General features: G+C 56.9%; 23 protein-coding genes and 3 tRNA genes. 13 read left to right on the forward strand and 13 right to left on the reverse strand.

Features of this window, described 5'->3' with window-relative positions:
• Positions 1–125 precede the first annotated feature (125 nt).
• Positions 126–1,769 (reverse strand): thermosome subunit beta, encoded by a 1,644-nt coding sequence (gene thsB, locus IEW66_RS03655; RefSeq protein WP_188680401.1) that lies wholly within the window; start codon positions 1,767–1,769, stop codon positions 126–128.
• 227 nt (positions 1,770–1,996) lie between these two features.
• Positions 1,997–2,971, reverse strand: a complete 975-nt coding sequence (locus tag IEW66_RS03660) for an alcohol dehydrogenase catalytic domain-containing protein (RefSeq protein WP_188680403.1) — start codon at positions 2,969–2,971, stop codon at positions 1,997–1,999.
• Between the two features lie 137 nt (positions 2,972–3,108).
• On the opposite strand from IEW66_RS03660, the gene IEW66_RS03665 reads away from it, so the two are divergent.
• Positions 3,109–3,399: a YunC family protein gene (locus IEW66_RS03665; RefSeq protein WP_188680405.1), complete on the forward strand. Its 291-nt coding sequence runs from the start codon at positions 3,109–3,111 to the stop codon at positions 3,397–3,399.
• Positions 3,396–3,869, forward strand: coding sequence for an NUDIX hydrolase (locus IEW66_RS03670; protein ID WP_188680408.1), 474 nt, complete (start codon positions 3,396–3,398; stop codon positions 3,867–3,869). Before IEW66_RS03665 ends, IEW66_RS03670 begins: the two co-directional genes overlap by 4 nt.
• Positions 3,870–3,900: 31 nt before the next feature.
• Here IEW66_RS03670 and IEW66_RS03675 read toward each other — a convergent pair whose 3' ends face one another.
• Positions 3,901–4,893, reverse strand: coding sequence for a GHMP family kinase ATP-binding protein (locus tag IEW66_RS03675; protein ID WP_229657478.1), 993 nt, complete (start codon positions 4,891–4,893; stop codon positions 3,901–3,903).
• Between the two features lie 97 nt (positions 4,894–4,990).
• Between IEW66_RS03675 and IEW66_RS03680 the strand changes: the two genes are divergently transcribed.
• From IEW66_RS03680 to IEW66_RS03695, 4 genes are all read left to right on the forward strand, one after another.
• Positions 4,991–5,158, forward strand: coding sequence for a preprotein translocase subunit Sec61beta (locus tag IEW66_RS03680; RefSeq protein WP_188680410.1), 168 nt, complete (start codon positions 4,991–4,993; stop codon positions 5,156–5,158).
• A gap of 48 nt (positions 5,159–5,206) precedes the next feature.
• A tRNA-Glu gene (locus IEW66_RS03685) sits at positions 5,207–5,281 on the forward strand.
• A gap of 221 nt (positions 5,282–5,502) precedes the next feature.
• Positions 5,503–5,643: a hypothetical protein gene (locus tag IEW66_RS03690; RefSeq protein WP_188680412.1), complete on the forward strand. Its 141-nt coding sequence runs from the start codon at positions 5,503–5,505 to the stop codon at positions 5,641–5,643.
• A 471-nt stretch (positions 5,644–6,114) separates the two neighbouring features.
• Complete coding sequence (locus IEW66_RS03695) at positions 6,115–7,227, forward strand: DEAD/DEAH box helicase (RefSeq protein ID WP_188680414.1); 1,113 nt, start codon at positions 6,115–6,117, stop codon at positions 7,225–7,227.
• A gap of 3 nt (positions 7,228–7,230) precedes the next feature.
• Here IEW66_RS03695 and IEW66_RS03700 read toward each other — a convergent pair whose 3' ends face one another.
• The 3 genes from IEW66_RS03700 to IEW66_RS03710 all read right to left on the reverse strand — a co-directional run bounded on the left by IEW66_RS03700 (position 7,231) and on the right by IEW66_RS03710 (position 9,290).
• A complete protein-coding gene (locus IEW66_RS03700; RefSeq protein WP_188680416.1) occupies positions 7,231–7,491 on the reverse strand; it encodes a hypothetical protein in 261 nt (86 codons plus the stop codon).
• A complete protein-coding gene (locus IEW66_RS03705; RefSeq protein ID WP_188680418.1) occupies positions 7,478–9,052 on the reverse strand; it encodes an APC family permease in 1,575 nt (524 codons plus the stop codon). Before IEW66_RS03705 ends, IEW66_RS03700 begins: the two co-directional genes overlap by 14 nt.
• A 154-nt stretch (positions 9,053–9,206) precedes the next feature.
• Positions 9,207–9,290: transfer RNA gene (locus tag IEW66_RS03710), tRNA-Ser, on the reverse strand.
• Between the two features lie 132 nt (positions 9,291–9,422).
• On the opposite strand from IEW66_RS03710, the gene IEW66_RS03715 reads away from it, so the two are divergent.
• Both IEW66_RS03715 and IEW66_RS03720 read left to right on the forward strand, forming a co-directional pair.
• The gene (locus IEW66_RS03715; protein WP_188680421.1) at positions 9,423–9,635 is read left to right on the forward strand and encodes a 4Fe-4S binding protein; all 213 of its coding nucleotides are present in this window, start codon (positions 9,423–9,425) and stop codon (positions 9,633–9,635) included.
• Between the two features lies 1 nt (position 9,636).
• A complete protein-coding gene (locus tag IEW66_RS03720; protein WP_188680423.1) occupies positions 9,637–10,815 on the forward strand; it encodes an NAD(P)/FAD-dependent oxidoreductase in 1,179 nt (392 codons plus the stop codon).
• Here IEW66_RS03720 and IEW66_RS03725 read toward each other — a convergent pair.
• The gene (locus tag IEW66_RS03725; protein WP_188680425.1) at positions 10,810–12,189 is read right to left on the reverse strand and encodes a signal recognition particle protein Srp54; all 1,380 of its coding nucleotides are present in this window, start codon (positions 12,187–12,189) and stop codon (positions 10,810–10,812) included. The two genes, IEW66_RS03720 and IEW66_RS03725, sit on opposite strands and share 6 nt — an antisense overlap.
• Before the next feature lie 186 nt (positions 12,190–12,375).
• On the reverse strand, positions 12,376–12,687 hold the full coding sequence (locus tag IEW66_RS03730) for a transcription factor S (RefSeq protein ID WP_188680427.1): 312 nt from the start codon (positions 12,685–12,687) through the stop codon (positions 12,376–12,378).
• Between the two features lie 369 nt (positions 12,688–13,056).
• On the opposite strand from IEW66_RS03730, the gene IEW66_RS03735 reads away from it, so the two are divergent.
• The 4 genes from IEW66_RS03735 (at position 13,057) to IEW66_RS03750 (ending at position 15,616) form a co-directional block, all read left to right on the forward strand.
• Entirely contained in the window at positions 13,057–13,482 is a 426-nt protein-coding gene (locus tag IEW66_RS03735; protein WP_188680429.1) for a CoA-binding protein, read from the forward strand.
• A gap of 29 nt (positions 13,483–13,511) precedes the next feature.
• Positions 13,512–13,595, forward strand: a tRNA-Ser gene (locus tag IEW66_RS03740).
• 80 nt (positions 13,596–13,675) lie between these two features.
• Positions 13,676–14,110, forward strand: coding sequence for an Lrp/AsnC family transcriptional regulator (locus IEW66_RS03745; RefSeq protein ID WP_188680431.1), 435 nt, complete (start codon positions 13,676–13,678; stop codon positions 14,108–14,110).
• Positions 14,111–14,134: 24 nt separating this feature from the next.
• Complete coding sequence (locus IEW66_RS03750) at positions 14,135–15,616, forward strand: NAD(P)/FAD-dependent oxidoreductase (protein ID WP_188680433.1); 1,482 nt, start codon at positions 14,135–14,137, stop codon at positions 15,614–15,616.
• On the opposite strand, the gene IEW66_RS03755 is transcribed toward IEW66_RS03750, so the two are convergent.
• From IEW66_RS03755 to sfsA, 5 genes are all read right to left on the reverse strand, one after another.
• Positions 15,597–16,253, reverse strand: coding sequence for an endonuclease III domain-containing protein (locus IEW66_RS03755; protein WP_188680436.1), 657 nt, complete (start codon positions 16,251–16,253; stop codon positions 15,597–15,599). The two genes, IEW66_RS03750 and IEW66_RS03755, sit on opposite strands and share 20 nt — an antisense overlap.
• Entirely contained in the window at positions 16,220–19,426 is a 3,207-nt protein-coding gene (gene carB, locus IEW66_RS03760) for a carbamoyl-phosphate synthase (glutamine-hydrolyzing) large subunit (RefSeq protein WP_188680438.1), read from the reverse strand. The genes IEW66_RS03755 and carB overlap by 34 nt, the downstream gene beginning before the upstream one ends.
• A 1-nt stretch (position 19,427) precedes the next feature.
• Positions 19,428–20,480 (reverse strand): glutamine-hydrolyzing carbamoyl-phosphate synthase small subunit, encoded by a 1,053-nt coding sequence (gene carA / locus IEW66_RS03765; protein WP_188680440.1) that lies wholly within the window; start codon positions 20,478–20,480, stop codon positions 19,428–19,430.
• Between the two features lie 145 nt (positions 20,481–20,625).
• Entirely contained in the window at positions 20,626–20,976 is a 351-nt protein-coding gene (cutA, locus tag IEW66_RS03770) for a divalent-cation tolerance protein CutA (RefSeq protein WP_075056246.1), read from the reverse strand.
• Positions 20,970–21,641, reverse strand: a complete 672-nt coding sequence (gene sfsA / locus IEW66_RS03775) for a DNA/RNA nuclease SfsA (protein ID WP_188680442.1) — start codon at positions 21,639–21,641, stop codon at positions 20,970–20,972. Before sfsA ends, cutA begins: the two co-directional genes overlap by 7 nt.
• A gap of 219 nt (positions 21,642–21,860) precedes the next feature.
• Here sfsA and IEW66_RS03780 point away from each other — a divergent pair, with 219 nt between their 5' ends.
• Complete coding sequence (locus IEW66_RS03780) at positions 21,861–22,433, forward strand: hypothetical protein (RefSeq protein ID WP_188680444.1); 573 nt, start codon at positions 21,861–21,863, stop codon at positions 22,431–22,433.
• The last annotated feature ends 7 nt before the right edge of the window (positions 22,434–22,440 follow it).

Genomic DNA, 22,440 nt, shown 5'->3' on the forward strand with positions numbered 1-22,440 from the left:
GGGAAGTGAGCATGCCCTTATTTAATTTAACTGCATGGGATGGCGAAAAACAGCTCTGGACGCGCAAGCGAAATGGAAAATATGCAATGGTTTGTGGAAAATATACTCAAGAATAATGGCGGAATTCAGTCTTCGCTGTCCCCGCCAGAGGAGGAGCTGCTCGAGCTGCTGCCAGACGGCGGGTTCGGAGTCTTGGAGGCCTTTGTGGCTATCACGTCGTCTATCCTCAGTATCATGACTGCGGCCTCCGTGGCGGCATCTATGGCCTGCTTCCCAACCCTCACAGGCTCAATGACGCCGGCCTTCTCCATGTCCTCCACCTCGCCAGTGTAGACGTTTATGCCGTACGTCTTGTGTCCCTTGGCGTGCTCGCTCCTTATCTTTATCAGTATGTCTATGGCATCAAGGCCAGCGTTCTCTGCAAGGGCCCTGGGTATCTCCTCGAGCGAGTCAGCGAACTTCTCTATGGCCAGCTGCTGCCTGCCACCAACGCTCTTTGCGTAGTCCCTGAGCTTCATTGCAATCTCTGCAGCGGTGGAACCGCCACCGGTGACGTAGGCGCCATCTTCGAGCGCAGCGGCGACCACGTGGATCGAGTCTGTAATCGACCTCTCAACCTCATCCGTCACGTGTTCGGTGCCGCCCCTGACCAGTATGCTCACCGCCTTGGGGTTCTTGCAGCCCGTCACGAAAGTCAGGTAGTCCTCGCCTATCTTCACCTGCTCCACCAGGTCCGCCGTGCCAAGGTCAGCAGGAGAGAGCTCGTCTATGCTCGATGCGATGGCAGCGCCGGTTGCCTTGGCCAGCTTCTCTATGTCGCTCTTCTTGACCCTCCTGACAGCGTATATGCCCTCCTTTGCCAGGTAGTGCTGGGCCAGGTCATCTATGCCCTTCTGGGTTATGACCACGTTCGCCCCCGTCTGCTTTATCTTCAAGACCATGTCCCTGAGCACGCTCTCCTCCTGTGCCAGGAACCTCTGTATCATGGACGGGTCGTCTATCCTTATGTTCGTGTCGAACTCAGGCTTCTTTATCTCAAGGGCTGCGTTGAGCACAGCGATCTTCGCGTTCTTGACAAAGTTGGGCATGCCCGGGTGGACCTTCTCCTTATCCACTATCACGCCGTATATGAGCTGCGTGTCCTCTATCTCGCCACCGTGCTTCTTCACTATCTGTATGTTGTCAAAGTCCACGTGCAGCTTGCCATCTATCTCCTCTGCCACTGCCTTGACCGCCTGGTAGGATATCTCCGAGAGCTTCTCCTTGCTCCCTGAGGCGCTCTTGCTGCTCAGCGAAGTGGCGGCCATCTTCATGAGGAGTTCCTTGTCGTCCGGCTTCACAGGCTTCGATATGCTGTCAATGATCTTCTTCGCCTCCTCGGCTGCCATCCTGTATCCTTCGGATATCACTGTGGGGTGGACATTCTGGTTAATCAGTCCCTCGGCCTGCTGTAGCAGTGCACCCGCTATGACCACCGCTGTGGTGGTGCCGTCGCCCACAAACGAGTCCTGGGTCTTGGAGACCTCAACCATCATCTTGGCCGCTGGGTGCTCAACATCCATCTCCTTCAGTATTGTGACACCATCGTTGGTGATGACGATGTCGCCGAGGGAGTCCACGAGCATCTTGTCCATTCCCCTTGGGCCAAGGCTTGTCCTGACAGACTGTGCGATCGCAATTGCCGCCTCAATGTTGTTCTTAATCGCGTCCTTGCCAGTCTCTCTCTTTGTGCCTTCCTTTAATATGAAGATGGGTTGTCCGCCTATCATGCTGATCGAGGATGTAAAAATAAACTTCTATATAAGTATTTCTAAAACATCCGGGGCACACAGTCAGTCCCGTATAAGTCTTCTGGGCAGGGGGCTCCGTGCTCTGTCAGTGGCATTTCACCGGCACTTCCCACACGCATTCCCAATACGCATGCAATGCAGAGGCCTTCTGCAATGAAAGGGAAGCCCGCTCAGGAAAAATAGTGAATAACGAGGAAAAAAAGGACTCACGGCTTCAGGACAACCCGGCCCTCAACCTTTCCCTCCTTCAGCTCCCTCAGCACGGTGCCGGCCTCGGAGAGCCGCCTCTGCTTCACCATTGACCTGAGGACACCGTCCGCTGCCAGTCCCAGGACTGCCCTGGCGTCCTTCCTGAAGCCGGATGCCACGCTGGTTATGTCCTTCTCCCAGGTGAACGAGGTGAACGGGATCTCTATTCTGTCCATTATTGCAGGTACCACCACGGTGCCACCCGGCTTAACGGATCTGGCCGCTTCCGCCACGGCCCTGCTGTTCGGCGCGAACACTATGGCTGCGTCATAGGGCCCTTCCGGTTTTTCGAGTACCTGCGATGCACCCGCTTCCTGGGCAAGCCTTGCATGCCTGGATGTTATCGCTACTGCCTTCGCACCAGTAGCCTCTATCAGCTGGATTGCATAGTGGCCCAGGCCGCCGACGCCGAAGACCGCCACCCTCTTTCCCGGTTCTGGCCTTACCCTCTTAACCGCAGTGTATGCGGTGATGCCCGCGCAGAACAGGGGTGCGGCCTGCTCGCTTGGCAGTCCCTCGGGAATGGGAGTGACGTAATCGCCGTTGAGGCTCACCAGCTCGGCGTAACCGCCGTGGTGGTTTATTCCCGTCACCGTGGCGCTGGGGCAGAGGTTCTCCCTTCCGCTCACACAGTATTCGCATTTGCCGCAAGCGTCATAGAACCACCCTATGCCGACCCTTGTGCCCTCCTTGACCCTGGGGTTCCTGCTCTCTATAACCTCCCCAACTATCTCATGTCCAGGGATCAACGGGAAAAGTTCCCTCGGCACCGGGACGTCACCCTCGACTATGTGCAGGTCGGTGTGGCAGACGCCGCTGGCCTGAACCCTTACAAGCACCTGCCCATCCTTCAGGGCAGGGTCTTCGAAGTCCCCGTACACTGTTGGGTTCTCCTCTATCTTTCTCTGTTCCCTGATGTAGACTGCCTTCATAGTGGTGGCATTCCAGGGCAAGATAAATATGTTTTACTATAATAATGATGCCACACATAGTTGTGCATACATCTGAGCCCGAAAATGCATTCCAGCGGCAAGGGAAAAAGATATCCAGATATGTGTATTCCTCTCCGATGCTCCAGTTTGATAGCGTTGAAATAGAAGGCCACAGGTTCCAGTTCCTGCAGTACGCTGTTGGAAACGCCCCGCTGCTGGTCCTGAGGGGCAAAAGGGGGTACGTGATGTGCGGTTATCTTGACATAGAGACTGCCGATAGGGTCGGTGATGTGGCCGTCAGGGTAACGGGCGTCAGGTCCCTGGGCGATATGCTGTCTGCAACTGTGAGGTCCGTAACCGGGAAGGCCAGGGAGCTCGGGATCAGGGAGGGCCAGAGTGTGAGGGAAATACTGGGGCTAATTGCATGAGGGACAGGTCCAGTGTCTCAATAATATTCAACAGTGGATCGATAGTGCTCATAAGGAGGATCGAGAGGCCAGACGATCCATGGTCTGGCCAGATTGCACTCCCCGGCGGCTTTGCAAAGCCTGGGGAGAGCAATGTGGAGTGCGCAGTCAGGGAGACGCGGGAGGAGGTCGGGATCTTGCTGGGCATGGGTAGCCTTGTGGGTGAAATGGGGCCATTTCACCCATTTCGCTTTCCGCACATCAGCGTCTTCCCTGTGCTCTTCAGGATAAGTGAGGAGGTTGAGCTGAGGCCGGGGCCTGAGGTGGCTGAGGCTAGGTTTGTGCCTCTCCATGACCTCCGGCCAGATTACCTTGGAGAGCACCCTGCATTCAGGTACAGGGACTGGTACATCTGGGGGCTCACCTTCAGGATCCTCCAGGAACTCCTCGGCGACAGCGACCTGCTCTGCAGGCTGTACTCTGGCCAGTGAGAACGCACCCAGAGTGGTGCATCCCTGTGGCCTACCTGAGTATCCTCGTTCCCTGGGGGTCAAGCGAGACCCTGAAAACGAATTCCGATTCCGACATCAGCCTGGACTGTATCCTGTCCACATCACCAGGCCTGCATAGGACAAGGACGAAACCATCACGCCCTCCGCCCATGAGCCTGGCAGCCCTGGCGCCCGAGGACAAGGCTGTGCCTATTATCCTCTCAACCCTCTCGCTTGTTACCCTGGATCCAAGCCTCTTCTTGATTTCCCATGCGGCGTTCACGAGGGAGTAGAAGCCGTCGAGGTCTCCGGAGAGGGCCGAATGGAGCATCTTCTCTGCAACATCCTTCATCCTCTCCAGGTTCCCTATGGTTTCCATGTCCCCGCTCCTTGAGGCCTGGACCTGATCCTTCAGGGCCTCAGTGCTTTCCCTTGTTTTTCCTGTGTAGACAAGGATTGTGCCACCGTCTATTTCGCTGAAAATCCTGCTGCCTACCTGGATCGGGTGCACAGTGAACTCCTTCCCTCTGAACGCCATCCCCTTGAAACCCCCTATTGCTATTGCGTAGGGGTCCTGGCGCCCGAGAGTGACACCGAACCGGTTCATCTCGATGTCGTAGGCCTCCTCTGCCATCTTGCCCGGGGGATCGACCGCGCCCCTGAGTTCGCCTATGAGCCTGAGTGTGGCAGTTATCAGGGCGCTGGAAGAACCGAGGCCAGAGCCGGGCGGTACGTCTCCGTTGAGGAGTATCCGCCCCCTCTTCACTCCGTTCACCTCAAGGAGCTCAACCATCCTGTCGAGCACCTCTGTGTGCTCATTGGCCCCAACTATGTAGCTCCTGAGAAGGTCCCTGGAAGATATCTCGAGGCTGTGCCCATCATCCTTGTAGGATACCCTAACGCCCCTGTCTATGGTCGCGTTGACCACAAAGCCGCCGTGGGTGGAGATGAAGGGTTCTATGTCTGTCCCTCCCCCACCAAAGGTTATCCGGAAGGGGCTGTAGGAAGTGATGGTGCTGCTCAAGCGCCTTAAAAACACTAAAGGTGTTAATAAAAATATTGGGCAGACTCTCCCTGGCCTGGGCTAAGGTTATATCCATGGTTTGAGTTTCACTGGTGTCATGGCTGATAAGAGGAGTACAGAGGGATTCCAGTCAGGGGCTGGACTCATAAGGTACTTTGAGGAAGAGGAGATTAAGGGGCCCGCCATGGATCCGCGCCTCATAATTTACATAGGCATAGCCATGGCGGTCATAGTGGAGCTTGCTAAGATCTTCTGGCCGGTCTGAGGTTGTGTGTCAGAAAAAAATAAATGATCAATCGCTATTTCGCACAGAGCTCCCGTGGTGTAGTCCGGCCAAGCATAAGGGACTCTCAATCCCTCGACTCGGGTCCAAATCCCGACGGGAGCATCCACAAAAGGTCAAAGGCATACGCCCTTCCTTGAAAGGTTGCAGATGGCCTGTTTTCCTTGTCCAGTTATTACCTTCACCTTCCACACCAGCGATTATGAGGGCAATCCTGACAACAGGGAGCCAGAATGGAACCCGGGTATAGGTAAATGGCCTGGTACGGGAGTGTTGCTGGGCCTTAGTGCACGACGGCAAACCTCAGCATTACAGACTTCCCGCGGTTGTTCAGCTACCTCGAGGGAACACCGATAACATTCGCTGTTGCGGTGGCCATCTTCTACCCGCCCGGTGTCTTCTCCGGCTTCAGGAGGCAGTTCTGGCACAGGGGGTGGACTCAGCAGTACATAGAGGGGAGGAACTAAACGGGCCGAAACCGACACTTCCAGGCCAGTGGCGCTGTCCCATGGGGGGTGGGCCATGCATTGAACGCACGTGGATGGGCTCACCATGGTGCCCTCCCTCCCTGCCACCCAACGTGTGCAGACCCACTCCATCTTGTCTCTGTCCCAGGCTGGAGGCTGTTGCGCCATTACGCAGTGTTCGCAAGCCCCATGGAATCTGTGGCGAGAATGGGGAGGAGCTGGTGGTGTGGGGCAGACTGCAGGGCTGCAGGAGGTAGGCACTCCTTACAGTGTGAAGTGTGGAACCTTAGCCGTGGTGAACGGGCTGCACGGGCTCTGGCTCGACCGTGCAGACTCTAGGGAGGGCCTGACTGTAGGGCAACCTCAACCACGCTTGAGGCCTCATGACCGTGATGAGGGTGCCAAAGTTAAATACATGCACCCAATACGTTAAGATGCACAGGCATGTCCTGTGATGGGACAAGATGATAGATGGGAAGTTTTGAAACACTTGGCATTCCAGACCAGGTTCTGAGGAACATAAGGCTTGCAGGGTACAGGGTGCCCACCGATATACAGGCCCAGGCGATCCCGGTCCTGCTTCAGGGGATGGATGCTGTCATCAGTTCGGAGACAGGTTCCGGCAAGACAGCGGCTTTCCTGATACCGGGCATAGTGAGGTATGTGGAGGGCAGAAGGAGGCTACTGGTGCTTTCCCCAACAAGGGAGCTTGCGATACAGACAGACAGGCAGGCCGGCACGCTTGGTCGTGGCCTCCTCAGGCACGCCCTGGTATACGGTGGTGCACCCATGGGCAGGCAGGTCTCCGATCTTTCCATGGGCCCGGGGATAGTCACGGGCACACCAGGTAGGGTCCTCGACCTGCACAGGCGCGGAGCCATTGACCTCGGAGCATTCGACTCTGTGGTGCTGGACGAGTGCGACACAATGCTCGACATGGGCTTTGTGGAAGACGTGACGGAGATCCTGTCGCACGCCAGTGGAAGGTCGCAGACCTCCTTTGTGTCCGCCACGGTTACCGCCCCGATCCTCTCCCTGATTTCCGAACTCGGCACAGACCCCGTTTACATAGGGCTTAGGCCGGGTGAGCGGCACGGGGGTCCCGCAATCGAGCACACCTATGCGGTTGTCAGGCCCGGCGGAAAGTTCCAGGCCCTGCTGGAGTATATAAGGCATGCCAGGCCTTCCAGGGCCATAGTCTTCACGGGCACACGGAGGTACGCGGGCATACTTGCCCAGAGGCTGAACAGGCACGGGGTGAGCGCGCTGGCAATCCACGGTGACATGACTCAGAGGGCCAGGGAGAGCGCCATGGAGGAGTTCAGAAGGAGGCCAGGAGTGCTCGTGGCAACGGACGTCGCATCCAGGGGCATAGACATAAAGGGGATCGACGCCGTGGTAAACTTCGATGTCCCCCGTGATCCCAGGCTCTACGTGCACAGGACTGGCAGGACAGCCAGGATGGGTGCAGTGGGTCTGGCCCTGACCATAGTGGAGAGCGGGGAGGTCGGTGCACTCGAGGAGATAGAGAGGGAGGCCGGGGTCAGGATGATGAAGGTCGACCTTGGCGCAGCGGCAGAGTGAGGCCTAGGCCCGGGCTGGGGCCCTGGCCATGCCCTTCAGCTCCCTGATCTTGGCCGCCCACAGGTGTGCCCTGCACACCGTGATCTCTATGTCGTTCACGTACAGGGTTGATGTCACGAACTCCGTCTTTTTGAAGGAAACGCGCTCTATTCTCTCAAGAGGTATCGAGAACTGTTCCCTCTTCCCCCTGAACTCCAATCCTCTCTCGCTCAGCTTCAGGGTGCCCTTCGAACCCTTGTAGAGGGCAAGGTCAATCAATCCCACCACTCTCCTCCTCGACCATGTTGACGAGGCGGCCAGCTCTCTTCACTGTCTCTGGCCTTTTCTTGGACAGGACCACCACATATAACACCGCGAGCACCAGGTACACTGAGCTGATGAGCACTGCCTGGGTGACCGGAAAGATCGGTGGCACGATGCTCTCGTAGAGCACGAAGATGAATATGGCTGTGGCAACGGCTGGCATTATGTAGTGCTCTATGGGGTGCAGGATCTTCTGGCCCAGGGTTATGTGCCTCTCCCTCAGCCTCCTGAACATTGTCATGACGGATGTGTTCAGGAGCGTGTGGGTCAGTATGAGCCCGACCAGTGCCACAGTGGTGAGGAGCTGGAAGGTGTTGGACAGTGCGCTGGAGATGGCTGCGGAATTCGCAGACCCGCTGAGCAGTTCCACCGGTGAGAGGCCCATGGCGGCAGAGATGGTAAACGTGGCCCCAACTGCAACAGCAGACGAGACCGTGCCTATGAAGGCCAGGGACTTCCAGGGAGTGGCGAACCTCTCGCTGACCTCGGAGAAGAACTTCGGTATTATGCCGTCCCTGGCCATGGCGAAGTATACCCTTCCCGCGTTGCTCTGCATCGCCACTGAGTCCGAGAAGGCAGAGTTGAAAGCAACAAGGGCCAGCATGAAGCCACCGGCAATGCCTGTGTAGAGGGTTGCCACTATGATGCCGGGTATGTTGCTCTGGGCGAAGCTCTGCATCATGCTGGTGCCCCAGCCCACCGTGAGGGCGTATGCCACCTCTGTGAGTATTATGCCCACCAGCACCAGGCCGTAGATGAGGGCCTTGGTCACGCTCCTCGGGTGGTCAACCTCCTCACCGAGGGGTGCGGAGCCACCGTAGCCTATGAAGCTCGTCAGGCCGAATATCATGCCAAGGCCGAGGCCTGCCACTGGCCCGCCCTCATTGGCGAAGAGGCTGCTGTACTGCTTCCATGCAAATGGGTTGAAAACAGCCGCGGTGTTGTCCGGGGCGCGGAGTATTATAATGAGCGATAGCACCCCAAGGAACGCTATCTCGAAGAATGCGGCGACCCTGACATACTTCATCTGTGGCCTTATGCCGACGATGGCCAGCACTATCGGGACAACAATGAAGACCAGGATGAACGGGATCCATATCCAGGCTGGCAGGGCCACGTGGAAGAAGTAGTAGATCACCCCTGGCAGCACAACGCCGGCCACATAGACCGGTATGGCAGCAGTGCTGGCGATCTGGTAGAGCACGTAGAGCAGCCCAGATACTATGGCAGGCCTGGGGCCGAACGCTGTGGATATGTATCCATAGTACCCGCCGGCACTTGCATGCCTCTTTGATAAGTGGTACAGGGTGTTGACCTCAAGGAACATTGTGAGCATCGCTATGAGGAAGGCCAGGGGCGTGAGCATGAATGCAAAGGCCGCTGCGCTGGTGACGAAGGCGACTGTGTCGCATGCCGGTGCCATGGCAGCGATCTCCTCTGCAACTGCGCCCCAGAACCCAACCTGCCCCCTCTTCAGTCTGTGGTAGTTCTCACCTGAGTACGTTTCGGCGTTGTCTGCCATGTATTTGCACCGTCCTAACTGAATTAGGGTTATACTAAAACAATATTTAAAACTTAATGCCCTGCAGAGCACCTTAAAACTGTAGCATATACGGAGGGAGTTAAGCAGGCCTGAAAACCAGGCGTAAAATGCAGGGACCATGCAGGCATGTCAGCGCTGGGAGGGAGATTTGAACTCCCGAGCTACTACGAGCACAGGTTTTCCAGACCTGCGCCTTACCAGGCTAGGCTATCCCAGCAGAAGCACCGATCGGTCATGGGAGAATGGTTTATTAGAATTTCTAATCCTGGTGGGGCAGCATGCCCTGCCATGGAGCACCCGTGCATCCAGGTGCGCATCGCTTTTAAGTGCCGTTCGCATGATCGGTGCAATGAGGCTTAGCACGGACTCCTGGCACTACAGGACTGAACTACTTGATATCGATAGGTCGCTCTGCAACTACTGCGGGGCCTGCGTGGGCATGTGCCCGACTGATGCCATATGGATGGACGATACGATCATAGAGGTCAACGATTCTAGGTGCATAAGGTGTTCGTTCTGCGTGAGGGGTTGCCCGACCGGGGCGATAGCCGGGAGGTGGTAGGGTGCGCTATGACTGTGTCGTGGTGGGCGCAGGGCCCGCCGGGAGCACAGCAGCCAGGTACCTGGCGAGGGGCGGCATGAGCGTACTCATGCTTGAGAAGAGGCCGGACATAGGCTCCCCGGTGAGGTGCGGTGAAGGGATATCCAGGGACTGGCTGGGCGAGCTCGGTATAACGCCGAGCGACAGGTGGGTGGACAACGAGGTGAAGGGGGCCAGGATATTCGGGCCAAGCGGAAACAACTACATATCTGTGTCCGCGTCCATGGCCGGGAACGAGGTGGGCTACGTCATAGAGAGGGACAAGTTCGACAAGTACCTGGCTTCAATGGCCGCCGACGCAGGTGCGGACATTATGGTTAAGACGCCTGCTGTGGATGCAATCGTTGATGCCGGTGGCGTGGTCGGGGTGAAGGCGAGGGTGGGAGGCAGGCTCGAGGATATACGTTGCGACTTTGTCCTTGCCTGTGACGGGTTTGAGAGCGAGTTTGCCAGGTGGGCTGGCATGAAGGATTTCCTCCTGCCCCCGTCTGACATGGTGTCGGCCCTGCAGTACAGGCTGCGTGGCATTTCATGCGATAGGGACTACGTGGACTTCCACTTCGGGAGCATAGCGCCAGGTGGTTACATATGGGTCTTCCCAAAGTCCGAAGGGGAGGCCAACGTTGGCATAGGCGTTAACCTCTCCAGGGCAGGCAAGGGCATGGCCAAGGAACTCCTCGACTCTTTCATAAAGCGGAACCCCGCGCTGTCCAGGGGAAAGCCAATCCAGGTTGTATCAGGGGGCGTCTCTGTGTCGAAGGTGAGGAAGCGCCTCCACATGCCAGGCCTCCTGGTGGTGGGTGACGCTGCCAGGCTCATCGACCCCCTCACCGGGGGCGGGATATCAAACGCCTGCATATCGGGCAAAATGGCGGCCGAGAGCATCCTCCTGTCCAGGGACAGGCAGGAGGCAGGACAAATATACGAAGACAGGGTCAGGGAGCGCTTCGAGGTCCCCCACATGAGGGGCTGGTTCATGAAGGAGAAGCTGATGGAGGTAAGTGACGAACTCATAGAGGCGGTGGTGGACGCCCTCCACTCTGTTGACCTTGGCACATTCTCACCCCAGGAACTCATAAACGCCGTTGCCTCCACGAGGCCATCCCTCATGGAGGAGATAAGGCGCTTTGCGGGCCTATGATGATTCAGTGCCCTTGATTATGTCGTCCAGCGAGAAGTTACCGTTCCTAAACTGGGCACGCATCAGCTTCCTTATGCCCCTGTTGCCCTTGAGCATCTTCAGGTTGTTCTTCATGGCCTTGTATTCCCTCAGGAGTTCCCTCACCTCGGATTCCGGCCTGCCGGACCCCCTCGCAACCCTCTGTATCCTCTTGGAGTTCAGTATATCCGGGTTCTCAAGTTCCTCAAAGGTCATCGAATCAAGGATGACACGGTACCTCTGCAGCTTCTGCGTGGCACCCTCTATGTCCGCCTGACCCACCCTTGAGGCCAGGGGCGACCTGGCCAGTGGCATGTTGTCCAGGATCCTCCTGAGCAGGCCTGGCTGTGCGAACTTCTCCCACACATCGTACATGTCCTTGAGGTTGAACTTACCGGACATCAGCTTGTTGAACGATTCCTCGGCTTCCTCCTCTGTTATGTTCGCCTCCTGCACTGCCTCCATCAAAGACTCAAGGTCCCCAAGGCCCAGGAGCCTGGAGAGGAAACGCGTCGGGTTGAATATCTCGAAGTCGTCCAGGTGCTCCCCTGTGCCTATGAAGAACACGGGCGCCCTGATCTCGGCCACAGCGCTCAGCGCTCCACCTCCCTTGCCCGTGCCATCCATCTTTGTGATTATCACGCCTGTGATGCCAACTGCATCGTTCATGGCCTTCGCCTGCGGCCCAGCCTGCTGGCCCACCGTAGCGTCCATGACCAGGAGGACTTCGTCCGGCTCAACAGCCTTCTTCACCCTCTTGATCTCCTCGATGAGATCCATGTCGAGCGAATCCCTGCCGCTCGTATCCACTATCTTCACCTTGAAGTCCTCAAGCCTGCGGAGCCCCTCCTGCACGATCTTCACAGGGTCCTTCTCTCCCTTGATGCCGAAGAACCCGCAGGAGAGCTGCTTCGATATCTGCTCGAGCTGCTCATAGGCCGCCGGCCTGTGCACGTCTGCCGCTATGAGGCCCACGTTGAGCCCCTTCTTGCTGAAGAACCTTGCCAGTTTCCCTGCAGACGTGGTCTTTCCCTGCCCGTAGAGGCCCACGAGCATGATCTTCTGGGGCCTTATCTTGATCGTGGAAGGCTCTCCGAGTATTGAGAGCAGCTCCTCATAGATGATCTTTATCATGAAGTCCTGTGGCGCCATTCCTGCAGGCGGCTTCTCCTCCATCGCCCTCTTCTCAAGCTTCTTGGTGAGTTCCAGGGCAAGCCTCACATTGACATCTGCCTTGAGGAGCGCCCTCTGGACATCCCTGACTACCTCTCTCACGGTCTCCCTGTCGATGTAAGAGGAGTTCGATATCTTCCTTATGGTCTCCCTGAGTGATGTGGCCAGGTTGTCCAGCACCATATTACTTCGAAACAACACCGTTTATTAAACCTTATCGGGCGCGCTCAATGCTTCGCTAGGCAAATCTGGAGGCACTCCATGCCACCGACTGAATTTCACGCCTACCTGTCAGCCTTTAAGGCGGAGAAGCGCATAGGTGTGGGCCCAGGATAGGGTCATTTCCCAGTGGCCCCACTAGGAATGGTGTCAGTACTCCCTCCACCTGTAGCCGCATGATGCGCAGGTGTAAAACTTGGTCTCTGGCTCATCTGCGGACCTTGTCTGCTTGAGGAGGTAGTAGGCACCCCTGTGCTTGCACTTCGGGCAGACAGCTTCCGAGTCCAGGGGCTCAGCCGTGACCTCGCTCTCGATCATGATGACTTCCTTGGAGCTGCTCTTGTTAACTATCCTTCCAGTGCCATCTCTGCTGTTGCTCTTCTTCACCTCGTAACCGCAGCTTGAACACTTGTAAGTCCCACCGTTGGGGGACATGAGGGAACCGCATTTCGGACAGAACATAGGGCATGCATATCTGTTAATGATATTTAACGTAATGGGGGTCATGGAGTTCGACCTGCGCCAGCGAGGTATGGGATTGCGGGCTCACTCCCAAGGGATCTCCTTGAGGTTGCTGGAAGACGAATGTAACTGGACCGTGCAACCTCCTCAGGTACCGCATTGGCCCACTCTCCCGTGCCAGTGGGCGGGAGACATCTCATTGGCATTCGATTCTCCGGGGCAGTGCGTATCGACTACGATGAGGAAGGAGGAAATCCGATCGTAGGGCCGAAATGGTCAGCCCGCTTGGCCTGCGCAGAACAAGTTGACCGGAACTATACATCCTTACGGCCATCGCCATGTTTAACTAAGCGGAAAAAATGTTACTGCATGCCTCTGCTGAATGGCGATGAAGAGATATCGGGAGTTCTCAGGAAATACAGGAACATTGCTGTAGTGGGCATCTCTGACAAGCCGGACCGGGACAGCTACAGGGTTGCATCTTACCTGAGGGAGCACGGTTACAGCATAATACCAGTCAACCCCACGTTGAAGGAGTGGAACGGCATCAGGGCTTACCCAAGCCTCTCCTCGATACCAGGTGACCTGAAGGTGGAGGTTGTCGATATATTCAGGAAGCCAGAGGCAGTAACGGAAGTCGTCAGGGAGGGCCTGCAGCTGAAGCCCAGGGTCTTCTGGATGCAGGAGGGCGTTGTAAACAGGGAGGCCGCGGACCTTGCTGTGCAGAACGGCGTGGACGTCGTCATGGACAGGTGCATGATGAAGGAACACAGGCGGCTCCTCGGTGGTAAGTAATATTAGCCAGTGATCAATCGGGTCTCTGTGTCGGGGTAGCCTAGCCCGGTAAGGCGGTAGACTCGAGATCTACTGCTCTCTGTAGCTCGGGAGTTCGAATCTCCCCCCCGACGTCCCTGCAAAAATTTTCCCTTTCCCGGCATGCTGGACAGTTTTGAGCTTTATTTAAATACTGGTTAACAGATTTCGTAGGGTGAGCGGCCTGGATAAAAAGGACATTCTCATAATCCGCTACCTCTCCGAACATGGGAGGGACAAGATATCGAACATATCTTCAAGCCTCGGGATACCCAGGGCAACGGTGTTCGAGAGGATCCAGAAGCTGGTCGCTTCCGGATACATCAAGAAGTTCACGATTGAGGTGGACTTCGAAAAGCTGGGGTTGCCGATCCTCTCCTACATCCTCCTGCACCACGGCTTGGGAAGCGTTGAGGACACTCTCCGGAGGCTTTCCTCCCTTGACTGCGTGGTGAGCGCTGCTCTCACCACGGGGTGCTGGGACATCATCATGCTCACTGCCCACCGCTCCATGAAGGACCTGTCTGACTTCGTGGTGAACGAGCTGCAGAGGCTCACTGGCTCCGGCAACTTCCAGATACTCCCCGTCATGAGGCTTGAGAAGCAGTGACCAGGGATGTGAAATAGATTTATATTGCTAGGATCATACTCGTCACAGCTTGCGATCGGTATGACAGCGGATGGAAAGTATGATGTGATTGTGGCAGGGGCAGGCCTGGCAGGTTGCCTCGCCGCCACTACTGCTGCGAAGGCTGGGGCAAATGTGCTGTTACTTGACAGGAACCCGGAGAGCGAGGTGGGAAAGAAAACAGTATGGGGATGGACGTGCGGAGATGCGGTTGCCAAGTCCCACCTGGACTTCGTGAACAGGAAGACGGGCATCACCTTCTCCAGGCCAGAGCTTGACAACCCTGTCACGGGCGTTCTCGCCATCTCACCGGACATGCAGACGAAGTTCATGTTCGATGGCGAGGGCTTCATCCTGGACAGACCGGAGTTTGAGGCAAAGCTCCTGAGGGCGGCCCTTTCTGCCGGAGCGCATTACGAGAGCAGCTTTGAGGTCGAGGCCCCGGTACTCGAGGACAGCAGGGTCGTCGGGGTGGAGGGAAAGGACAGGAACGGGCAGAAGCGCGAATACAGAGCAAAGGTCGTTGTGGACGCCCTGGGGATATCCACTGTCCTCAGGAGGAAACTGCCAGAGAACCCCTACGTGGAGAGGCAGATAGATATCGACGACATTGAGAGCACGGGCCGCTACATATATGAGTTCGACCTAGACCATGAGGATCTGAACTATTACGACCCGAAGAACGCGCTGATCCACCTTAACCCTGTGCTGGCACCAGGCGGTTACGGCTGGGTGTTTCCGAAGAGCGGGAACAAGGTCAACATAGGCCTCGGCGTCCAGAAGAAGAGCCTTGAGATAAGGAACAAGAAGCTCGGGAAGAACGACAACCTGCAGTCCCTCATAGACCAGTACGTGAAGTGGAACCCCACACTGAAGAACCTGAGGCTGTTCAACAAGAACAACAACGGCAAGGGCATGTGGTCCGTGGCCGTGAGGAGGCAGATGGAGAGCCTCGTCTTCAATGGCTACATGGGGGCTGGGGACAGCATGGCCATGCCGAACCCCATAAGTGCCGGTGGCATAGGCCCGGCGCTCATATCCGGTTGCCTCGTTGGGGAACACGCGGCCAGGGCAGCGCTTGAGAACGACACGAGCATAAGTAACCTCTGGCAGTACAACCTTGACTTCAACCAGGCCTATGGGAAGAGGATGGCGGGCCTGGAGGTGTTCAGGATATACCTGCAGTCTCTCAACACGGATATACTGAACTACGGCATGAAGACGTTCCTGACGGTCAAGGAAGCCACCGAGATAACCTACGGTCGCATACCGAAGCTGAGCCTGGCCTCGAAGTTCAAGATGGTGCTCAAGGGTGCAGCGAACATAAACGCCTTCTCCAGCATGCTTTTTGCAATCAACAGGATGAAGGAACTAAACGAGATCTACGAGCAGTACCCGGAGAAGCCGGAGGGGTTCCTGCCCTGGAAGAAGAAGGTGCAGGCCATAATAGAGGATGCAAAGGAGAGGTTCAAGCCGAACCCGATCTGACCTTTTTCTTATAGTACTCACAGTACTGTGAGACCTTACACTCCCCACATTTGGGGCCTACCGGCCTGCACACGTGCTTCCCGAACTCCACAAGTGTGGGGTTGAAACCGAGCCAGAGGTCCTCCGGGACTATCCTTCTCAGGTCTTCCTCAGTCTCCTCTGGCTTCTTTGTGCTTACCCAGCCTATCCTGTTGGCTATCCTGTGGACGTGGGTGTCCACAGCGATCGCGGGAATGCCGAACGCATCTGCAAGCACTACGTTTGCGGTTTTCCTCCCAACTCCGGGTATTGTCACGAGCTCCTCCAGCGTGCTCGGCACCCTGCCACCAAAGCGTCCCACCACTGTCTTTGCAACCTCAATGACCCTCCCTGCCTTGACCCTGCTGAACCCGACCCTCCTTATGATCTGCCTGACCTCCTCCGGGTCCGCCCTGGCCAGGGCCTCAGCTGTCCGGTAGCGTTCGAAGAGGGCCCTGGCAGAGGCATCCGTGACCTCGTCCTTTGTCCTGTGCGAGAGCACCGTTGTTATGAGGACCCAGAATGGGTCGGAGAACTCGAAGTGGTGCGGCGGGCTCTGCGACTTTATCAGCCCGTAGATCTCCCTCACTTTCCCTGCTGCCTGGTCTCCAGCTGGCATACCCAGTACTCTGATATCTCCCTTGCATCGGTAGGCGTATTATAAAGCAAGCTGTCGACCAAGGCCTCAGCCAGGCGCACGTTTGTGACCAGGGGTGTACCCTTCATGATCGATACCCTCCTTATCTCGAAGCCGTCCCTGATGGAGCCACTCATATCGGTTGGCGTGTTTATCACGAATGACACCAGGCCGAGGGCTATGGCCTCGTCCACCCTGGGCCTCCTGACGTCATCTATGCGGTAGACCACATCGGCCTCTATGCCATGCCTGGAGAGGAACTCCTTGGTGCCAGGGGTGGAATATATCTTGAAACCCTTCTCCCTCAGCTTCCTGGCTACCCTGAGCACGTCTGGCTTGTCCCTGTCACTGACCGTTATCAGGACGGAGTTCCCAAGACTGGACTTTCCGAACATCACCTGTGATGCCTTGTATATGGCCTCATTCAGTGTCATCCCGGCACCGAAGCCTTCGCCTGTGGACTTCATCTCCGGGCCCAGTACCGTGTCCAGGTCCCTGAACCTCTTGAACGGGAACACCGGCACCTTCACGAAGTAGGCCCTGGGCTCCACGTGCTCCACAGACAGCCTGCCTCCGAGCATGCACAGCACCCCCTCCCTCACCCAGTCGACACCAGTTGCCTTGGCAACGAAGGGGAGGCTCCTGCTTGAGCGTGCGTTCAGCTCGATTATGTAGACATCGCCTGACTTCACAGCGACCTGAAGGTTGGAAAGCCCGCACAGGCCGAACTCAAGGGTCAGCCTGTCCACTATGCCCACTATCTTCGAGTAGATGTCCTGGGGCACCATGCCGGGCCCGAGGACCATGGTGGCATCTCCGGAGTGTGTCCCGGCCTCCTCTATGTGCACGGAGATCCCGGCTATCACGCTCCTCATGCCATCAGAGACGAAGTCCACGTCCATCTCAGTGGCGCTCTCTATGTACCTGCTCACAACGACAGGGTATCCCGGGCGGTCCTTGAATATCTCTGCGACCCTCTCCCTGACGGCCTGGATGTCGTAGAGTATGTCCATGGCACGGCCACCGATGATGAAACTCGACCTGACTATGACCGGCAGGCCAACCTTTTCTGTCTTCCTGATCGCCTCCTCATCGTTTGAAACGATGGCGAACTCTGGCTGCAGCAGCCCCAGGCGGTTGAGTGCGTTGGCGAAGAGGCCCCTGTCCTCGATCCTGTTTATCGATGATGGCTTCGTGCCCAGTATCATGCCCTCTCCGAAGAGTTTCCCCAGGTCTCCTGCCATGTTCTGCCCCGTCTGGCCAGAGAACTGTATTATTATGCCGTCTGCCCTCTCCCTGGCCACGATGTTCGACACATGCTCCAGGGTGAGGGGCTCGAAGTAGAGGGCATCGGACACGTCAAAATCTGTGGACACCGTCTCAGGGTTGCTGTTCACCATTATTGTCCTTATGCCCAGCGCCCTAAGCGCCATAACTGCCTTAACGGAGCCGTAGTCGAACTCCAGGCCCTGGGATATCCTGTTCGGGCCGGATCCCATCACGATTATGCTCTTCCCACTCTTCTCCGGCAGGAACTCGCTCTCACTCTCGTAGGTGGAGTAGAGGTATGGCGTGTCCGCCTGGAACTCCCCTGAACAGGTGTCTATGGACTTGTATGCAGGCAGGATGCCCCTTTCGAGCCTCCACCTGACCACGTCCGCTTCCGAAATGCCGGTGAACCTCGCTATGAGGTAGTCAGGAATGCCCATCCTCTTGAACTCGTAGAGGTTGTCAGGTATCTTCCCCCACTCCAGCTCCTTGAGCTTGTCCACTATGTTCTTCATCTTGTGCACAAAGTAATCCGGGTAACCGCACATCTCCGCTATGTCCTCAGGCCTCCACCCCCTGAAGAGTGCCTCGAAAACGGCGAAGAGCCTCCTGTCATTAGGTACGGTGAGGAGCCTGCGCAGCTCGCTGTCCGATGCGTCAAGCCTGAGCCTCCTGCTGTCCTCGGTCTCCAGGGAAGCGACCGCCTTCATCAGGGCCTCCTCGAACGTCCTGCCGATGCCCATGACCTCGCCGATGGACTTCATCTGGACACCAATCGTCCTGTCGACGTGGAACTTGTCAAAGGGCCACCTCGGTATCTTCACTGTTATGTAGTCCAGTGACGGCTCGTATGCGGCATAGGTGTTGCCCGTTATGGGGTTCCTTATCTCAGGAAGGAGGTAGCCAAGGGCGATCTTCGCTGATACCCTGGCTATGGGGTATCCGCTGGCCTTGGACGCCAGTGCCGATGACCTCGATGTCCTCGGGTTTACCTCAACCACATAGTACCTGTGTTCCCTGCTGTCAAGGGCGAACTGTATGTTGCACGCCCCCTTTATGTCCAGCGCACTTATCACATGGATGGCAGCATCCCTCAGCATGTGGTACTCCTCATCACTGAGCGTCTGCGACGGCGTCACCACTATGCTTTCGCCTGTGTGCACTCCCATGGGGTCGAGGTTCTCCATGTTGCACACCGTGATGCAGTTCCCAGCGCTGTCCCTGATCACCTCATACTCGAGCTCCTTGAGGCCAGCAATGGACCTCTCCACCTCAATGGTCTCCTCAGGGTTGAGCCTGAAGTACTCATCGCAGATCTCTCTGAGCTTCTGGAGGTTCGGCACAATGGTGCCCCCGGAACCGCCCAGGGTGAATGAGGTGCGCACTATGTACGCAGATTCCTCCATTCCCTGCAGTGTGTCCATGTAGTTTTCAGCGCTTAGCTCGTATGATTCAGGTATCGGCTCCCCTATCTGCTCCATGAGCCTGTGGAACAGCGTCCTGTTCTCCGCCAGCCTGATCGATTCCACGCCTGTTCCCAGGATCCGCACGTTCAGTTCCCTGAGTATTCCCCTCCTGTCTAGCTCCACCGCCATGTTGAGGCCTGTCTGGCCCCCCATGGTCGCTATGATCGAATCAACGTTCTCAGCCTTTATGATCTTCACTATGTTCTCCACAGTTATGGGTTCCAGGTAAACACGGTCCGCCACGGCGTGGTCTGTCTGTATGGTGGCGGGGTTTGAGTTTATCAGGACCACCCTCACACCCTCCTCCCTCAGGGAGAGGCATGCCTGCGAGCCCGCGTAGTCAAACTCAGCCGCCTGCCCGATAACAACCGGGCCGGAACCTATAACGAGGACGCACTTCACGTCAGGTATCTTTGGCACCTCAATCACCTACCCTTTCAATGAGGGAATCGAAGAAGGCACTGGCATCGTGGGGCCCAGGCGAGGCCTCGGGGTGGTACTGCACCGAGTAAACATTCCTGGCCCTGTCCTCCATGGCCTCCACAGTACCGTCGTTCACATCCCACTGGAGAACCTTGAGCCCTGTGCCCTTCAGCGTGTCCGGGTCAACCGCATAGCCGTGGTTGTGGGTTGTCACTATGCTCCTCCTGCCGTCCGTGACCGCATGGTTAGAGCCCCTGTGCCCGAACTTCATCTTCCTCGTGGACGCGCCGTACGCCTGGGCTATTATCTGGTGCCCCAGGCAGACGCCGAAGGTAGGTACCCTTCCTATGCAGGACTGCACGAAGTTGACAACGGGCCTAAGAGACTGGTGGGCCGGGTCACCGGGCCCGTTTGATATGAAGAGGAGGTCGTAATCATCAATATCGATGGCAGAGAAGTCGTGGTCATAGTTCACGGTGTGCAGCGTGAACCTCCTAGCCATCTGCTCCCTGAGGCTGAACTTCGACCCAACGTCTATGTAGAGGCATTTGAGCCTACCGGAGCCCATGGTGGCCTCTTCCCTGTCCCTGCAGACGCGCCCCACAAGGTCCAGGGACATTGTGTCGACCCACTGGCCGTGGAACTCCTTGCTGTCAGAGATGACTGCCTTCATGGCACCCTTCTCCCTTATGTGCCTCACCAGGGCCCTGGTGTCCACAAGGTCAACGCCCGGCACGCCGTTCCTCTCCAGGAACTCCTCAAATTCATCCCCTGGCTTCCCTGCACCCAGCACCGAATGGGCGTCCCTGGTGATTACGCCGGACACCCTCGCCCTCTCCGACTCCATCTTTCCTGCCGAAAGGCTGTAGTTGGCAATCGTGGGAGACGCAAAGACCAGCATCTGGCCCTCGTACGAAGGGTCAGTGATCGCTTCCAGGTAGCCAGTCATGGCTGTGGTGAACACGATCTCGGACTGGGCCTCTCTGTCTGCACCGTATGGCACGCCGTCAAACACAGTGCCATCCTCCAGTATAACATACCTCCTTTCCATCAGAACCACCAATCAGGAAAAAGCAGATCCCCCCGGTTGAGCTCACAATCCCAGATGCTTCCCAGGGGTTCACCTTGCTGACCTCTAGGGGATTCCTTATCTCTCTTGTAATAAATTGTTTTCTGTTATAAAATTTCAAACGGTGTTAAAAATTTTGACCATTGTCGGTAATCTTAGCTTTACTATTAACAGTTCTGTCAATCCAGTCAAGGTACTCGCCACTTCCCGCATCTACTGGCATGAATATTATTTCAGGCAGCTGGTATGAATGTTCTCTCTTCACAAGATCGATTATCCCTGGCACCTCGGTTTCTGTTGTCTTCACCACGGCCAGGTACTCCCGGTCATCCGCGATCTTCCCTTCCCACCAGTACATGGAGTTCACTGGCACTATGTTAACGCACGCTGCCAGCTTCCCCTCGAGGATCTTGAGCGAGATCTTCCTTGCCTCCTCCTCACTGCCAAAGGTCAGGAGGCCTATGAGGTGCTTCACCATAGTACCTGGATCTCCTCCCTGTAGATTACACTGCGCCCATCGAACCTGAAGCCCAGTGCACGCACCTCCACCCCTCCATCGTATGCCTGCCTGAGGGCCTCACTGAACGCCGGGTCGCGTTCCCTGTTGGCCATGAAGAACCTCGCCCCTGACCTCAGCACAAGGAATAGGACAGCGGCCCTGCCTCCCTGCTCAGAGATCCTCCTCAGCCCCCTCAGGTGCCTCACGCCCCTCTCCGTGGGTGCGTCCGGGAAGAGGGCAATGTCACCCTGGATGAGAGAGCAGCCCTTGACCTCCACAACCGTACCGTCAACAAGGAAGTCGAACCTCGAATCGCCGACCTTCACCTCAGGCCTCGCCTCTCTGCCAAGCAGCGATTCAGCGATCTTCCTGTGAACGCTGCTGTCAGTGAGGGCCCACTCCCCACCTTGCTGGAAGGCAATGAGCCAGAGGCCGGTCTTTCCCCCGTGGGGCCTGAGCAGCACCGGCGTACCGGGGATGGTGAACTCCTGCAGCCGTCCGGGGTCGTGCAGGTGTGCGGTCACCTTCCTCCCCTCAACCTCCACCACAGTGAGGAACCTGTTTGGCCTCTCAATGAACCTCCCCTGGAACAGCGGCCCGCTGTAGGTGAAGCAGGGACCCTCGGGCCTCAGGATGCGCACCACGCCTACGGCATGGGTTCGGTGCATAACAATGTGTTCTTCCACCGGCACAGGCAGTCCGGATGTGCTTTAACGGCATTTTCCCGGGGGCAACATGTAATCTGGGCCGATCTCCATGACAGGCGCGCTCCGGGGGGCGGATAACATTGCATGGATGTCCACTGCCATCCCCTTCGGATTGTGGACCGCAACTGAAATTAACGGTGCACCGCATTATCATCCATGCTCGTTGAAAGTGGTCACAGGATCAAGGGTGGCAGGTACAGCGGTTCTGCGTCGCTCTACATATCGGTTCCAGGGCCGGTGGCCGGTGGCGGGGCGCCGGGGCAGCTGGCCCAGGACAGGGAGACGTTGGCCGGTATGAGGAGCGATGGCAGTGTGAGTTATGCTGTGATCGGTGGGGCAGACCCCCTGGTGTACCAGGCCTCTGATTCGCTTGTCCAGATGGTCAGGGCGCTGCACGAGCTCAAGTATTCTGTGATCCTGGAGGTCAGGGGCAACATCAGGCCACAGGAGTGGGTGAAAAAAGAGGCGGATCTGTTCCTAGTGCGCCTTGAGCCTGAAATGAAAAGCGTATTCTATGAGGACTCGGTGTTGCTCACATATCCACGCGAGAAAACTGACTACACCGTCGTGTGCGATGGTGTTGACGATGCCCTGCTGGCCCACTTCTGCCTCACATTCCTGAGGGGTGTTGAGGCCGTATACCTCATCCACAGCGCAGGCCGCGATATATCTGCCCTGTCGGAAAAGGTAAAGAAAATCGGGATCAATCCGGTGGATTGCCCGTCCTGACCCGGGA

The sequence above is a fragment of the Thermogymnomonas acidicola genome (assembly GCF_014646795.1).
GTDB lineage: Archaea > Thermoplasmatota > Thermoplasmata > Thermoplasmatales > Thermoplasmataceae > Thermogymnomonas > Thermogymnomonas acidicola.

What these genes read in the sequence shown, in the direction of transcription:
- thsB (WP_188680401.1), bottom strand. Translation starts at nt 1,769, where the DNA reads ATGATAGGCGGACAACCCATCTTCATATTAAAGGAAGGCACAAAGAGA.
- IEW66_RS03660 (WP_188680403.1), bottom strand. Translation starts at nt 2,971, where the DNA reads ATGAAGGCAGTCTACATCAGGGAACAGAGAAAGATAGAGGAGAACCCA.
- IEW66_RS03665 (WP_188680405.1), top strand. Translation starts at nt 3,109, where the DNA reads ATGCTCCAGTTTGATAGCGTTGAAATAGAAGGCCACAGGTTCCAGTTC.
- IEW66_RS03670 (WP_188680408.1), top strand. Translation starts at nt 3,396, where the DNA reads ATGAGGGACAGGTCCAGTGTCTCAATAATATTCAACAGTGGATCGATA.
- IEW66_RS03680 (WP_188680410.1), top strand. Translation starts at nt 4,991, where the DNA reads ATGGCTGATAAGAGGAGTACAGAGGGATTCCAGTCAGGGGCTGGACTC.
- IEW66_RS03695 (WP_188680414.1), top strand. Translation starts at nt 6,115, where the DNA reads ATGGGAAGTTTTGAAACACTTGGCATTCCAGACCAGGTTCTGAGGAAC.
- IEW66_RS03705 (WP_188680418.1), bottom strand. Translation starts at nt 9,052, where the DNA reads ATGGCAGACAACGCCGAAACGTACTCAGGTGAGAACTACCACAGACTG.
- IEW66_RS03715 (WP_188680421.1), top strand. Translation starts at nt 9,423, where the DNA reads ATGAGGCTTAGCACGGACTCCTGGCACTACAGGACTGAACTACTTGAT.
- IEW66_RS03725 (WP_188680425.1), bottom strand. Translation starts at nt 12,189, where the DNA reads ATGGTGCTGGACAACCTGGCCACATCACTCAGGGAGACCATAAGGAAG.
- IEW66_RS03730 (WP_188680427.1), bottom strand. Translation starts at nt 12,687, where the DNA reads ATGTTCTGTCCGAAATGCGGTTCCCTCATGTCCCCCAACGGTGGGACT.
- IEW66_RS03735 (WP_188680429.1), top strand. Translation starts at nt 13,057, where the DNA reads ATGCCTCTGCTGAATGGCGATGAAGAGATATCGGGAGTTCTCAGGAAA.
- IEW66_RS03755 (WP_188680436.1), bottom strand. Translation starts at nt 16,253, where the DNA reads ATGCCAGCTGGAGACCAGGCAGCAGGGAAAGTGAGGGAGATCTACGGG.
- carA (WP_188680440.1), bottom strand. Translation starts at nt 20,480, where the DNA reads ATGGAAAGGAGGTATGTTATACTGGAGGATGGCACTGTGTTTGACGGC.
- cutA (WP_075056246.1), bottom strand. Translation starts at nt 20,976, where the DNA reads ATGGTGAAGCACCTCATAGGCCTCCTGACCTTTGGCAGTGAGGAGGAG.
- IEW66_RS03780 (WP_188680444.1), top strand. Translation starts at nt 21,861, where the DNA reads ATGCTCGTTGAAAGTGGTCACAGGATCAAGGGTGGCAGGTACAGCGGT.